The organism is Agrobacterium sp. A3-95 (genome assembly GCF_053521785.1).
On the sequence record NZ_JBNWDR010000014.1, the window covers coordinates 21625 to 34423 of the forward strand.

A 12799-nucleotide genomic window follows, 5' to 3' on the forward strand; every position below is an offset into this window, starting at 1 on the left:
ATCACCACTCGATCTTCATCTTCTCGCCGCCCGATGTCGGATACTCCTTCGTCGACCCAAAGAACTTTTCGTGCCGTTCTTTTGCGTCCTCTCTCTCCGAGATCAGGAACCAGAGGCCTGTTCCTCCAACAGAGATGATTGCGGCGAGGATGGCCAAGATCAGTTTCGTTCTCACCATTCCACCTTCATCTTTTCGCCGCCTGATGTTGAGGGAGCCGTTGATTTGAAGAATTCCTCACGGCGGGCCTGCGCGAGGTCCTTGTCGGTTTGTTCGGTTTGCAGCCACGTCCCCATCATCGTCATTTGCTGGGAAACCAGGCCGCGTAGCTTTTGCATCTGGGAAACCTGCTGGGCTGCGATCTGGTGTCCGACCTGGAGCGCCTTCATCTGGCCGTCGGCCGACTCCGACATGGAACGCAGCGAACTCATCGTGCCTTCTTCCGTGTCGAACTGATCCGCTGTCAGGCTCGCCGCCTTCAGAGTGCTGCCGATCGTGTCCCGGTTCGTGTCCGACCAGGATTGGTAGGTGCTCGAGAAGGACTCAGAATTGGGCAGATTGGTCTTCAGATCCGCATAGCTCTTGAACCGCTGCTGGAGAACGTCGTCTGCATTTCCCATCGAAAACGAGATGCTTTGCCCCTGATCGACGATGCTGCGCAGTCGGTTGAGATCGCTCTCGACTTGGCCCCAGATGTGGTCGGGGAGCTGCGCCGTGTTCTGCAGCATGTTTTCGTAGATCTTCAGCTGGTTCTGAATCTGCTCGGCTAGTTGCGTGATCTGGGTCAGCTGATTGTCGACCTGCAGGCCGGAGCTTTTGAGAAGGTCAATGAGCTGAGCATTGTTGGCGAGCTGCGTCCATTCGGTGGCAGCTCCTGTTGCAGATCCAGCGTGGGCGGAAACAATGGGCGATAGCGCGATTGCCGCGGTCATCGTTGCGACGATCCAGTTAGTGGACGTTGAGGTGCGACGTGGCATCGTGAACTCCTCTCGATTGAAGCCAATGGCTAGGCCAGTCCTGGCCGTGTTCCGCCTTCAGCGCTCGTATCCGCTTCAGGTCTTCCTTTCCGGATGCGCCCACAAAGCTCAGCGCCACCGGCCCGAGCGACATGTCGAAGAGCCGCCGTCCGTCTGGCGTGGCGACGTAGTATTCGCGCTTGGGAATGGCGCTCGAGACGATCTCGATCTGGCGCTCGTTGAAGCCGATCCGCTCATAGAACTCGCGCGTGCCCGGCTCGCGTGCAGCGCCATTCGGCAAGCAGATCTTGGTCGGGCACGATTCTTTCAGCACGTCGATAATGCCGGAGCGTTCGGCGTCGGAGATCGATTGGGTCGCCAGAACAACGGCGCAATTGGCCTTGCGGAGAACTTTCAGCCACTCCCGAATCTTGTCGCGGAACACGGGATGTCCGAGCATCAGCCAAGCCTCGTCGAGGAGGATCAGGCTAGGGGAGCCGTCGAGCCGCTTCTCGATCCGGTGGAAGAGATAGGTGAGGACTGGCACCAGATTACGCTCGCCCATGTTCATGAGTTGCTCGATCTCGAAGCACTGAAACGCCCGGAGCGTCAGACCGTCCTCTTCCGCGTCGAGAAGCTGACCCATCGGGCCATCGACGGTATAGTGATGGAGCGCATCCTTGATCTCGCGCAGTTGCACGCCGCTGACAAAGTCCGACAGCGACTTTCCAGGTGCCGTCGCCATCAGCCCGATCTGGCGGGATATCGCATTACGGTGATCAGGAGTGATGGTGACGCCCTGAAGCGCGACGAGCATTTCAATCCACTCGGTCGCCCAGGCCCGGTCGCCATCGGTCGAAAGATCGAACAGAGGGCAGAACGCCAGCGCTCTCCCCTCCCCGTTTTGGTCGTTGCCGATCTCGTAGTGATCGCCACCGGCAGCAAGCGTCAAGGGGAGGAGCGAGTTGCCCTTGTCGAAGGCGAAAATCTGGGCGAACTCGTACCTGCGGAACTGCGCGGCGATCAGAGCGAGAAGGGTCGATTTGCCCGAGCCCGTCGGTCCAAAAATCAGGGTGTGGCCGACATCTTCGACATGTAGGTTGAGGCGAAACGGGGTCGATCCCGAGGCCACCTGCATCAGCGGCGGTGAGTTTGGCGGATAGAACGGGCACGGCGCCACCGGATTGCCTGACCATACCGAGTTCAACGGAACGAGGTCCGCCAGATTGCTTGTGTTGATCAGCGGTTCACGGATGTTGGCATACCAGTTGCCGGGCAGGCTTCCGAGAAACGCATCTGTCGCGTTGAGAGTCTCGACGCGAGCCCCGAAGCCTTCTGCCTGGACCAGCCGGCGGATAGCTTCGGCCTTTTCCTGTAGGGCGTCACGGTCCTCATCGAATAGGATGACCACAGGGGTGTAATAGCCGTAGGCGACAAGCTGGGAGGAGGCCTGAGCAATAGCGTCTTCGGTCTCCGCGACCATCGTCATGGCATCCTGATCAACCGATCTGCTTTGCGTCTGGAAAAGCTGGTCAAAGAAGGGACGAACTTTCTGCTGCCATTTCTTCCGGGTCCGTTCGAGCTTCTGGCGCGCCTCTTCCGCATCAAGGAAGATGAAGCGTGACGACCAGCGGTATGTCAGCGGCATGAGATCAAGATTATTGAGGATGCCAGGCCAGCTTTCCGCCGGCAGACCGTCGATGGCGACGACAGCAAGGAAGCGGTTCTCTACCTTTGGCGTCAGGCTATGCTCCAGCTCCGCCGTCGCCAGCCAGTCGAGATACATGGGGACTTCCGGTAGCCGGACCGGATGGCTTTCACCGGTGATGCAAAACCGAACGAACTGCAGGAGGTCGTCATAGCGTGCGACCCGTTCCCCTCCCCTTTCGCGGACCTCGCGGGTCTGCATGCGGGCAATCGAAAGCGTGTTGGCGAGGTATTGTTCGATTTCCCGGATCGCGTTGCGAAACACGAACAGGACCGTGTCCGCATAGGATTTCTTTCGGCTCTCCTCGTCCGAATAGATGTATTTGCTGAGCGCGGTCTTCTTCGACTCGAGCGGCCGATAGGTGAGAATGATCGCGTGCTTGCTCTCGAAGTGGCCCTGCTCGCGCCCGAAATGGCTCCGGCGCTCGGCATCGATCGCGCGGGTGACTTGATCCGGAAAATGGCACTGGTCCGGCGTCGGATAGTCGACCGTCGGCACCCGGATCGCCTCGACCTGTATCATCCAGCCAGTACCCAGACGCGAGAGGATCGCATTGATCTGCCGGGAAAGCTCGTTGCGTTCGAGGTCGGTGGCGCTTTCGGAGTCCGGACCCGCGAAATACCAGCCGCCCATAAGGCTGCCGTCCTTTAGGAGCAGGACGCCGTTGTCGACCAGGCCGGCATAGGGAACGAGATCAGCGAACGAGGGACCGGTCGCGCGGAAACGTTTGAGGGCAGCCATCGGGACTCCTCTAGTATTTGCGCCACGGCGCGGCCGTCGGCCGGTAGTGGGACTTGTATGAAATGTGACGGGCATAGACCTGCCGCATAAGCGGATCGGACTTGGCCATCATGCGAAGCAGGCCGACAATGACGATCCAGACCGCCACGCCAAAGAGAGCGGAATAGACCGTCAGCACGACGAAGATCAGGATCACGGCCGCAAGCCCGGTAATCAGCACCAGCTCGCGGTCGGCGCCCATCAGAAGGTTCGGACGAGACAGCGCGCGATGAATGCGATTGCGGTGGAGGCTCATAAAGCCCCCTCCCCTTCGCCGCAAGAAATTAAGCTTGCGAGTTGCTCCGATGGCAGGCCGATCGACGCACCGGTGGCGCCGAACAGGCCGACGATCGTGGTGGCACCAAGCAGAATGCCTGCGACCAGGACCACGTACATCAGCCTACGAGCGAAATCGTTGAGCTCGCCGCCAAAGATCAGCATACCGCCGGCGATTGCGACAGCGGCCAACGCAATATAGCCGGCGACCGGACCAGTGATAGATTCCTGGATCTGCTCGAGCGGCCCTTCCCACGGCAGACTTCCGCCGGAACTGGCGAAAGCTGGCGAAGTGGCGGCGACGACAGAAAGGGCCATTACGGCAAGGGCTAGGAGAAATCTCTTATGCTGCATCGCGGTTTTCCTCTGCGTAGGGTTCTGTCTGGTACTGGCCGCCTGCGAAGCGGGTGACGTGAAGGATTTCGCTGATGCGCCGGCCCTTGGCCGTTCGTTCGATCGAGATGATCAGATCGACCGCATCTCCGATGACCGCCTGCATAGGCTGTTGACTTGCCTCGGCGGTCAGCTGCTCGAGACGCTGGAGTGCGGAGCGTGCGCTGTTTGAATGGATCGTTGCGACGCCGCCAGGGTGTCCTGTGTTCCATGCTTTCAGCATGGTCAGTGCCGCACCGTCGCGGACCTCCCCGACGATGATCCGATCTGGTCGAAGGCGCATCGTGCTTTTCAGGAGCCGCGACATGTCGACCGCGTCGCTGGTGTGAAGGCTCACGGCATTGTCCGCGGCGCACTGGATCTCGGCTGTGTCCTCCAAAATGACGAGGCGATCGTCGGGAGAGCTCGATACGATCTCTGCGAGGATCGCGTTGGTGAGGGTCGTCTTGCCCGAGCCCGTGCCACCGGCAACGAGGATGTTGAGCTTTGAGGCGATAGCACTGCGGATGATCTCGGCATGCTTGGCGGTCATCACGTTGCTTGCCACATAGTCGTCCAGAGGGATGAGGCGTGACGCGCGACGACGGATCGTGAACGATGGCCCGGAAACCACCGGCGGCAGCAATCCTTCAAAGCGATGTCCGCCGATTGGAAGCTCGCCCGACACGATCGGGCGCTCGTCGTCGACCTCCGAGTTCAGAACATGAGCGACGCTCCCGATGACGGTCTCGGCCGCAGCGCGTGTCATTTCACCAGCTGCGGTCATGCCATGCCCCAGCCGTTCGATGAACAGACGACCATCCGGATTAAGCATGATCTCCACGACGCTTGGGTCTTCAAGTGCGATACACAGATGATCTCCCAGGGCGTTTTGGAGCTTGCTGACGAGACGGGGGAGTGAGCGGTTTTGGGTGCTGAGCATAATCAGGCCGCCTCCTTCTGATGGAGTGAGAAACTCGAGGAATAGATGCTGGGGCGAAGTCGATCGAAGCTCACCCAGTCTGCAGGGAGCAGGCCAGCGACGCTCTTCGTCTCATTGATCTGGGCGGGTGGGCCGAGGCGGCTTAGCGGCCAGCCAGCGCGACGGAGGATACGCTCAAGTCTGACATCCGTGGCGGTTACGACTTCTCGATAGCCATTCACGATGCTCCACTCGATGATGCCGGCGAACATAGCGAGTGTCGCTGAATGGAGGCCGGCCTGCTCCCGTTCAGCAGTCGCGCTCGTATCGACGCAAAATCGAGAACTCTCGATCATCCGATGGTGAGTGGCGAGATTTTCCATCTCCAGGAGTTGAGGAAAAACCTTCTCCAGCATCGTGCCGCCGGTCGCCGGCAAGAGCCGAGCGCATCCAATCACTGCGTCAGAACGGTCGATACATAGGACGTATGTCGGCTTTAGCTTGTCGAAATCGTCGATCTCGAGACCGGAGGTGCAACGAACTGTCCATGCCAGGCGACCGCGGAAGATGCGGGCGCGGAGCCTGTGCATTTCATGGATGAGGCGGTGCTCAACTTCGCTCTTTGGGTTCTTGATGGCGACGATGCGCATCGAGCAAATCTCCCTTGCGTTGGTGACGTATGGAGGTTTGCCGGGCCAGAGAAGTTCGATCTACTGCCAAAAGTGTTAGCGAGTGATTCTATCTGTCAGCGTCCTTCCACCGCTCTTTTGCAGATGGAGCAGCGATCGGAGCACTAACAAAAGTGTTAGTGAAGGCTTGATCCCAACTTAGCATTGTTCGGCGCTAACCTGCCGATTCATAAACAGAATCGGTTCATTTCTTCTCCTCATACAGCGGCGGGAGACGAGCGCGTTAACTATTGATTAACTTTAAATATCTTGCAAAACCGAACGGAATCGGTTGACCTATCCACGGCAAATCGCTGTGTTTACGAAAATTACCGTGTGTACGAGAGGACGTCGTGGAGAATCCCGCTCAGCTTCAGAAAGCTATCCATAAACTGATAGCCGCCCATGCGCGAGATCTGTCGGGCGCGCTCCACGAACATCGTGTGAAGCTGTACCCGCCTGAGGCTCGAAAGACGCTTCGCTCGTTTTCGTCAACCGAAGCTGCAAAGTTGATCGGCATCAACGACGGCTATCTCCGCCATTTGTCTCTCGAAGGGAAAGGACCCCAGCCTGAAATCGGGAACAACAATCGCCGTTCCTATTCGGTTGAAACGATCCAGGCTCTCCGAGAATACCTCGACGAGAACGGCAAGGGTGATCGCCGTTATTCACCTCGCCGGAGCGGACGCGAACATCTTCAGGTCATAACTGCCGTCAATTTCAAGGGTGGCTCCGGTAAGACGACGACCGCCGCACATCTCGCTCAATTTCTGGCGTTGAACGGATATCGTGTGCTTGCGATTGATCTCGACCCGCAGGCTAGTATGTCTGCACTGCACGGTTTCCAACCGGAATTCGATGTCAATGACAACGAGACGCTCTATGGCGCGGTGCGCTACGACAGTGAAAGGCGCCCGTTGAAGGAGGTCATCAAGAAGACCTACTTCACCAATCTCGATCTCGTGCCGGGCAATCTCGAGCTTATGGAGTTCGAGCATGACACCGCCAAGGTTCTCGGTTCCAACGACCGAAAAAACATCTTTTTCACGCGCATGGACGAAGCGATCTCCTCCGTGGCCGACGACTACGACGTCGTCGTGGTCGATTGCCCTCCGCAACTGGGTTTTCTGACGATCTCGGCACTCTGTGCTGCGACAGCTGTTCTCGTGACTGTGCACCCGCAGATGTTGGACGTCATGTCGATGTGTCAGTTCCTGCTGATGACCTCAGAGTTGCTCAGTGTTGTCGCGGATGCGGGCGGCAGCATGAACTACGACTGGATGCGCTATCTCGTGACCCGCTATGAGCCCGGCGATGGCCCGCAGAACCAGATGGTTTCATTCATGCGGACAATGTTTGGCGATCACGTGCTCAATCATCCGATGCTTAAGAGCACTGCGATCTCTGATGCTGGTATCACCAAACAGACCCTGTACGAAGTAAGCCGCGATCAGTTCACAAGAGCCACTTACGACCGAGCGATGGAATCACTCGATAATGTGAACAAAGAGATCGAGCAGTTGATCCAATCATCGTGGGGCCGAAAGTGATGCACACCATGACCCACATAAGCTGCTCTTTCGCTGACAAGTTGCCAGCCGGAAACTTCGCGCTCAATTGCCTAAATAATATAGGCGATTTGCTGATTTTAGATTGGAAGAAAGGAGCAAGAAATGGCTAGAAAGCACCTTCTTTCCGATCTTGCAGGTCCGAAGACCCAAGCCATTGAGGATAGTGATGGAACAGCCCAAGGAAACATCACGCCCCAATACGCGCCGCGAGGAGCAATCGGTGCTGTTTCTCGTTCGATTGAGCTCTTAAAGTCTCAGTCGCTTACCGATCTTGACCCAGATCTAATTGATGCTCCGTCTGTGATCGATCGGCTTGACGAAGATGGCGAGCAGTTCGAGGAATTTGCTCGAAACATCCGGGAGAACGGGCAGCAAGTTCCAATTCTCGTCCGCCCTCACCCGTCCATCGATGGACGCTATCAAATCGCCTACGGTCGTCGGCGCCTTCGTGCAGTCAAAGCTGCTGGGCTTAAAGTGAAAGCGGCCGTCAGGCCGATGACTGACGACGAGCTTGTTTTGGCTCAAGGCCAAGAGAACAGCGCTCGCCAGGATCTATCGTTCATCGAACGCGCGCTATACGCGGCCGAGCTCGAAGCAAAGGGGTTTCAACGGCCGGTGATCATGGCTGCCCTTGCGGTCGACAAAAGCAATCTGTCTCGCTTGATCCAAGCGGCCACGCAGTTGCCGGCCGATATTATCCGTGGCATTGGCGCGGCCCCGAAAACGGGCCGCGACAGATGGGGTGAACTTGCCACACGGCTGAGCAAGGATGACGCCGCGGATAGGGTTCGAGCGCTGCTGTCTGACGAGGAAGTGAAAGCTCTCCCCTCTGACGAACGCTTCGCGCGGATCTTTGAGCTTGCCGCGCCCAAAAAGGTCAAGAAAGAGAGATCCGCTGCGACGACTTGGCAGGCCGATGACGGCGTAAAGGCCGCGAGCTTCCGCCAGGACAAGCGCACACTAACATTGATGATCGACAAAAAGGCTGCCCCAGAATTCGGGGACTACCTGATGTCGATGCTCCCTGAAATCTACGCGTCGTTCAAGAAGACGAAGCAGTAGGTTAGACGAAACGAGGAAAGGATCGATAGAGCAAAGAAAAAGCCCTCCGAAACGGTGTTCCAGAAGGCCTCTCTCAGTTTGGTCGCTTAGAGAATCGCACTTCCCGGAATCACAGTCAAGAGTCAACGCCACACCGGCGTAGCCTTTTCTTTGCCTTGTGAAAGGTGAGGAACATGGAAACGGGATACATAACGACGCCTTTTGGGCGGCGGCCGATGACGCTTGCCTTGGTGAAGAGGCAGGTAGAGGCAGAACAAACGGAATCGGCAAGGCCGATCGACAAATGGCGAGTGTTTCGCGACGTCGGTGACGCCCGATCGCGCCTTGGTTTGCAGGACCGTGCACTCGCGGTCCTTAACGCACTGCTATCCTTCTATCCTGCAACGGAGCTTTGCCACGATACGAATCTCATCGTGTTCCCTTCAAATGCCCAGTTGTCCGCGCGCTCGAACGGCATCGCGGGAACGACACTTCGGAAATGCCTGGGAATGCTCGTAGAGGCTGGGATCATCATCAGGAAGGATAGCCCAAACGGCAAACGTTATGCCCGCAAAGGAAACGAAGGCAGTATCGAGGACGCTTACGGTTTCAGCTTGGCGCCTCTCATCGCGCGAGCGAGCGAATTCGCGGCCCTCGCTCAGGATGTTGCCGCCGAGCAGCGCCGTTTCCGCATCACGAAGGACCGCCTCACGATCGTTCGCCGAGACGTCCGCAAGCTCATCACTGTAGGAATGGAAGAGAATCTCCCTGGTGATTGGGCAGCCGCGGAGGCTTGTTTTGTTGACATCGTTGGACGTTTCGTTCGGCGCCCGACGCTAGCCAATCTGACCGCGAGCCTCGACGAAATGTCACTGTTGCATGAAGAAGTCTCCAGGATGCTGGAAACGAACGAAGAAACCGAAAAAAGCGATGGCAATGACATCGCATTTGGATGCCACAAACAGAATTCAAATACCGAATCTTTCAATGAACTTGAACCTCGCTTCGAAAAGAAGCAGGGCGAAAAGTCTGAGCCAACCAAACGGCCGGAGCGAAAGGGCGAACCTGAAGCGTTCCCGTTATCGATGGTGCTGAGAGCCTGCCCGGAAATTGTAAGCTTTGGGCCCGGTGGATCGATTAGCGGCTGGCGTGAGATGATGTCAGCCGCGGTCACGGTCCGGTCGATGCTTGGGGTCAGCCCGTCAGCCTACGAAGAGGCCTGCGAGGTGATGGGGCAGGCGGCTGCGGCAATTGCAATTGCCTGTATCTACGAGCGGGCGGGCCATATCAATTCGGCCGGGGGTTATCTGCGGGATCTGACCGCGAAGGCGCGGCGCGGGGAATTTTCGCTTGGACCGATGCTTTTTGCGCAGCTTAGAGCCCATTCCGAACTTGCCCGATCATCGGCATAACCGTGTGAAGTACGCGATGAAGATCGTAACATATTGGAACAATTGGATAATATCGAAAAGTTTCCGGCTGGCAACTTATTCGTAGCATTCGGTGCAGGCGAAATGATACAGGGGCAACGGAAGCCAATTCCGTCCTCGGCCTGATTGAAGTGAAAGGACCGCCTGCGTGGTAGCAATACTCGGATGGTACGTGAGTTGGCGAGCTCAGCGATGCTCGATTAGCTAATTCTTAGCGACGCTTAGCTACCAATGTTGAGGAACACAACTGCAATTTTGACCGCCGGACTTTCTGATGCCGAAGATACGTAGCTTGAGATATTGGACCCGTCAGGGTGATCAGAGGGTATTGGAGTTTCACGACGGCAATATTGACCCTGGTTTCCAAATGACACTGCTCACTGGACAGAACGGGTCACAGAAAAGCTCCGTCCTCCGCGACCTGGTATCGGCGATAGTTCTGCCGACCGATAAAGCGAACGTGACGTTCCAGGGTGTTCCCGGCATCTCAGCAGAGGCGCCGGTTATTTGCTTCTCCGGCTCTGTGGCGGATCGATTTCCTCAGAAAATGATCGGTGGGCGAAATACAGAATACGACGTCCCGAACTATCACTACATTGGGCAACGGGCAGGTACCAACCTGCTAAGTAAGAAGCTGCCTCTAGAGACAGCAGTCACGTTTGCCCTGAATCCGGCGGTGAGAGATCGGTTTCTGGATCCATTCTTCGAAAAGGCATTCTCGCTTTCAGGCCTAGACCCTTCCCTCTCGCTCGAGATCCGCTACGAGCAGAGATTCAAAAAGCGGTTCCCTTCAATCACTCCCCGGGAAATTTTGGAGCGTGCCCTGAGCGGACTCAGGGAACCCAAATCTCGCGGTGAGATGTCGCTGGCAGCCGCGCAAAGTGTTAGGGAAGAATTCTCAGACTTCGACTTCGATGTGTTGACCTCACTTATCGATGAACGGAAGGGAAGGTTCTCTAAAATAACGCTGAGCAAAAATAGCGCGGTCGCCACGCAGGAGAACCTCGCGGTCAGGCTCGGCCTAATGCTGGATATCTTGGTGATCGATCGAGCGACCGTTCGACGCGATGGTGAAGAGGAGTTTTCTGTTTATGAGCTAAGCTCTGGCGAATATCACATGCTTACGAGCCTGCTTGCTCTGGGCTTTTCCGTGACCGCCGGCTCCATCGTTTTGGTTGACGAGCCCGAGAACAGCCTTCATCCCCATTGGCAACAAGAGTTCATGGCCACACTGCTTGAAATATGCGGCGTTATGGAAGACGGCCATCTTGTTGTTTCTACGCACTCTCCACTCATTGTGGCTAGCGCCAAGCCTGGAAGCATGATCGTCGACCTAACTGTTCCCAGAGAGGTCATACCAGCTCAGCCTGCACCTTTCGGTGCTTCCAGCGACAGCATTCTGCTCGACCAGTTCGGCATTGCCTCGAGTAGAAATCTGTACGTGGTCGAACTCGTCCAACAAGCTGTCGATTTAGTTGAGCGGGATCTCGCCGGGACAGCTGAATATGAAGCATTGCGTCCGAAGCTGAGGGATGTGCTTGAGGCGCTGCAGGAAGATGACCCCTTACGCACAGTCATAGGCGCCTTGTTGGAAGGTGAGGGCAGAGAATGAATATCGGTTTTGAAAGAATCGACCCTACTCCATCCTATGCATTGGGAGTCACCGCGGCTTCGTTCGCAGGACTCGCATGGACTAGTAAGGCGGCGATCGTCACCGAATTCAAAACTTCTTTGAAACTTGAACTCAGATCCTCCCAACGGGGTCTCTGCTGCTATTGTCGACGGCCGCTCCCCTCGGATCCACCCGTTACACATCTGGAGCACTTTATAGAGAAGGCAGCTTGGCCGCATTTTGCGTTCGAAATCCGCAATCTTGCTTTGTCTTGCGCGACGTGTAACGGCAAAAAGAACGAGGCTTACGCGCTGCTTTGTGGTCGTTTGACAAGACGCGTTTCAAAGAATGTTGCTAATTCGGCCAAAGTGGTCAGGTGCCCTGTACTGGTCAGCAATGGGGCACCGGTCGCCATAACGTCTTCGGCGGATTTTCGATGGGTTCATCCCCACCTTGATACCTTCAGCGAACACATCACCGTTCGCAAGGGATACGTCTTCCAGAAGCGCACAATAAAGGGTCACAGAACTATCAAGGGCCTAGAGCTTAATTCGGTCGGAAGACTTGAGCACCGAGCCGCGATAGAAAAGCTTTCTTTGAGAACGGGCCCCATATCGATAACCATTGGCTTGGCAGCCCAGTTGCAGTTCAATTCGCCTTCACAAGTCTATATGATGGCTGCAGAAGTTATCCGTGGGAAGCTCAGGGGCGCCCAGGGACGATGATGAACTGCCCCCGGTTTCGCTCGGCTATCTCTTCCGCGCCTTCCGATCAGCAATGAATCCGAGAGAAACCGGCGGCTTGCAGATCGCCTGTTTTCGTTCAGACGCGCTCTTGGTCCCACTCGCGCTGAAGATATCTCCGACCGATCTCGCAGAATTCGTGCCGCGTTGCTCCCAGTAGCCCCATTTGCCGAGCGACTGTGATCTTGCCGCCGAGGTTCGGATCGTGAGACCACCAGTGCGGCCGCCATGCCTGGACGATGGCATTAAACACCCGAATCTCTGCTGTCGTCTTTTCGAAAAGCAACTTGTAGCTATGGGCAGCGCTGTAGACGGTCATTACGATGTAGTCGACCGAAAAGTCGTTCTCTACAGTGAGATCAGAGGATGAGTGCTTGAGAAAATTGTAGGGATGCTGCAGCCCAGCGAACACCTCGTTTTCGAGATCAGGTGGGACCTCCGCCGACTTCAACATCTCTCGCACACTATTCAACCCCACGTCACTGCGACCCTTGCCGACGGCTTCCATGATGGCGGTCGCGGCGCTTGCGAGCACGTGTGCCGAGATCGGATCCTCGTCGATCAGGAATAGCCTGATCGACGAATTTATCTCGCATTCGCAGATCTCTTGCCGGTTCAGGCGAAGGTATTCGATGTCGGGATTTTCTTTGGCGAGCGGTAATGCGGCGCGCTGATCCATCGACATAGTTGTCTTTCGGCGTGCCATATCTCGATTTCCTTCC

13 protein-coding genes are annotated in these 12799 nt (G+C 56.6%); 5 read left to right on the top strand and 8 right to left on the bottom strand.

All coding sequences use genetic code 11. The features are described 5' to 3' along the window. Position 1: 1 nt before the first annotated feature. From trbK to traI, 7 genes are read right to left on the bottom strand one after another with little or no spacing between them, the layout of a single operon-like run. Positions 2–178 carry an entry exclusion protein TrbK gene (trbK, locus tag ACQZ5Y_RS26315; RefSeq protein ID WP_174060328.1) on the bottom strand — a complete coding sequence of 59 codons (177 nt, stop codon included), beginning with the start codon at positions 176–178 and terminating at the stop codon, positions 2–4. Further along, the gene (trbJ, locus tag ACQZ5Y_RS26320; RefSeq protein WP_174060327.1) at positions 172–975 is read right to left on the bottom strand and encodes a P-type conjugative transfer protein TrbJ; all 804 of its coding nucleotides are present in this window, start codon (positions 973–975) and stop codon (positions 172–174) included. The genes trbK and trbJ overlap by 7 nt, the downstream gene beginning before the upstream one ends. Continuing rightward, the gene (locus ACQZ5Y_RS26325) at positions 947–3403 is read right to left on the bottom strand and encodes a conjugal transfer protein TrbE (RefSeq protein WP_174060326.1); all 2457 of its coding nucleotides are present in this window, start codon (positions 3401–3403) and stop codon (positions 947–949) included. The genes trbJ and ACQZ5Y_RS26325 overlap by 29 nt, the downstream gene beginning before the upstream one ends. 10 nt (positions 3404–3413) lie before the next feature. Continuing rightward, on the bottom strand, positions 3414–3698 hold the full coding sequence (locus tag ACQZ5Y_RS26330; RefSeq protein ID WP_174060325.1) for a conjugal transfer protein TrbD: 285 nt from the start codon (positions 3696–3698) through the stop codon (positions 3414–3416). Next, positions 3695–4072 (bottom strand): TrbC/VirB2 family protein, encoded by a 378-nt coding sequence (locus tag ACQZ5Y_RS26335; RefSeq protein ID WP_174060324.1) that lies wholly within the window; start codon positions 4070–4072, stop codon positions 3695–3697. The genes ACQZ5Y_RS26330 and ACQZ5Y_RS26335 overlap by 4 nt, the downstream gene beginning before the upstream one ends. Further along, positions 4062–5033 (bottom strand): P-type conjugative transfer ATPase TrbB, encoded by a 972-nt coding sequence (gene trbB, locus ACQZ5Y_RS26340; protein ID WP_174060323.1) that lies wholly within the window; start codon positions 5031–5033, stop codon positions 4062–4064. The genes ACQZ5Y_RS26335 and trbB overlap by 11 nt, the downstream gene beginning before the upstream one ends. 2 nt (positions 5034–5035) lie before the next feature. After that, on the bottom strand, positions 5036–5662 hold the full coding sequence (traI, locus tag ACQZ5Y_RS26345; protein WP_174060322.1) for an acyl-homoserine-lactone synthase: 627 nt from the start codon (positions 5660–5662) through the stop codon (positions 5036–5038). 371 nt (positions 5663–6033) lie between these two features. Here traI and repA point away from each other — a divergent pair, with 371 nt between their 5' ends. The 5 genes from repA (at position 6034) to ACQZ5Y_RS26370 (ending at position 12059) form a co-directional block, all read left to right on the top strand. Then, the gene (repA, locus tag ACQZ5Y_RS26350; protein WP_174060321.1) at positions 6034–7230 is read left to right on the top strand and encodes a plasmid partitioning protein RepA; all 1197 of its coding nucleotides are present in this window, start codon (positions 6034–6036) and stop codon (positions 7228–7230) included. 123 nt (positions 7231–7353) lie between these two features. Further along, positions 7354–8313: a plasmid partitioning protein RepB gene (repB, locus tag ACQZ5Y_RS26355; RefSeq protein ID WP_174060320.1), complete on the top strand. Its 960-nt coding sequence runs from the start codon at positions 7354–7356 to the stop codon at positions 8311–8313. Positions 8314–8486: 173 nt separating this feature from the next. Further along, complete coding sequence (repC, locus tag ACQZ5Y_RS26360; RefSeq protein WP_174060319.1) at positions 8487–9704, top strand: plasmid replication protein RepC; 1218 nt, start codon at positions 8487–8489, stop codon at positions 9702–9704. 292 nt (positions 9705–9996) lie between these two features. Beyond that, a complete protein-coding gene (locus ACQZ5Y_RS26365) occupies positions 9997–11334 on the top strand; it encodes an ATP-binding protein (protein ID WP_174060318.1) in 1338 nt (445 codons plus the stop codon). Continuing rightward, positions 11331–12059 carry an HNH endonuclease gene (locus ACQZ5Y_RS26370; RefSeq protein ID WP_174060317.1) on the top strand — a complete coding sequence of 243 codons (729 nt, stop codon included), beginning with the start codon at positions 11331–11333 and terminating at the stop codon, positions 12057–12059. The genes ACQZ5Y_RS26365 and ACQZ5Y_RS26370 overlap by 4 nt, the downstream gene beginning before the upstream one ends. Positions 12060–12156: 97 nt before the next feature. On the opposite strand, the gene ACQZ5Y_RS26375 is transcribed toward ACQZ5Y_RS26370, so the two are convergent. Continuing rightward, the gene (locus tag ACQZ5Y_RS26375; RefSeq protein WP_174060316.1) at positions 12157–12783 is read right to left on the bottom strand and encodes a hypothetical protein; all 627 of its coding nucleotides are present in this window, start codon (positions 12781–12783) and stop codon (positions 12157–12159) included. Positions 12784–12799: the final 16 nt, after the last annotated feature.

What these genes read in the sequence shown, in the direction of transcription:
- trbK (WP_174060328.1), bottom strand. Translation starts at nt 178, where the DNA reads ATGGTGAGAACGAAACTGATCTTGGCCATCCTCGCCGCAATCATCTCT.
- trbJ (WP_174060327.1), bottom strand. Translation starts at nt 975, where the DNA reads ATGCCACGTCGCACCTCAACGTCCACTAACTGGATCGTCGCAACGATG.
- ACQZ5Y_RS26325 (WP_174060326.1), bottom strand. Translation starts at nt 3,403, where the DNA reads ATGGCTGCCCTCAAACGTTTCCGCGCGACCGGTCCCTCGTTCGCTGAT.
- ACQZ5Y_RS26330 (WP_174060325.1), bottom strand. Translation starts at nt 3,698, where the DNA reads ATGAGCCTCCACCGCAATCGCATTCATCGCGCGCTGTCTCGTCCGAAC.
- ACQZ5Y_RS26335 (WP_174060324.1), bottom strand. Translation starts at nt 4,072, where the DNA reads ATGCAGCATAAGAGATTTCTCCTAGCCCTTGCCGTAATGGCCCTTTCT.
- trbB (WP_174060323.1), bottom strand. Translation starts at nt 5,033, where the DNA reads ATGCTCAGCACCCAAAACCGCTCACTCCCCCGTCTCGTCAGCAAGCTC.
- traI (WP_174060322.1), bottom strand. Translation starts at nt 5,662, where the DNA reads ATGCGCATCGTCGCCATCAAGAACCCAAAGAGCGAAGTTGAGCACCGC.
- repB (WP_174060320.1), top strand. Translation starts at nt 7,354, where the DNA reads ATGGCTAGAAAGCACCTTCTTTCCGATCTTGCAGGTCCGAAGACCCAA.
- repC (WP_174060319.1), top strand. Translation starts at nt 8,487, where the DNA reads ATGGAAACGGGATACATAACGACGCCTTTTGGGCGGCGGCCGATGACG.
- ACQZ5Y_RS26365 (WP_174060318.1), top strand. Translation starts at nt 9,997, where the DNA reads ATGCCGAAGATACGTAGCTTGAGATATTGGACCCGTCAGGGTGATCAG.
- ACQZ5Y_RS26370 (WP_174060317.1), top strand. Translation starts at nt 11,331, where the DNA reads ATGAATATCGGTTTTGAAAGAATCGACCCTACTCCATCCTATGCATTG.
- ACQZ5Y_RS26375 (WP_174060316.1), bottom strand. Translation starts at nt 12,783, where the DNA reads ATGGCACGCCGAAAGACAACTATGTCGATGGATCAGCGCGCCGCATTA.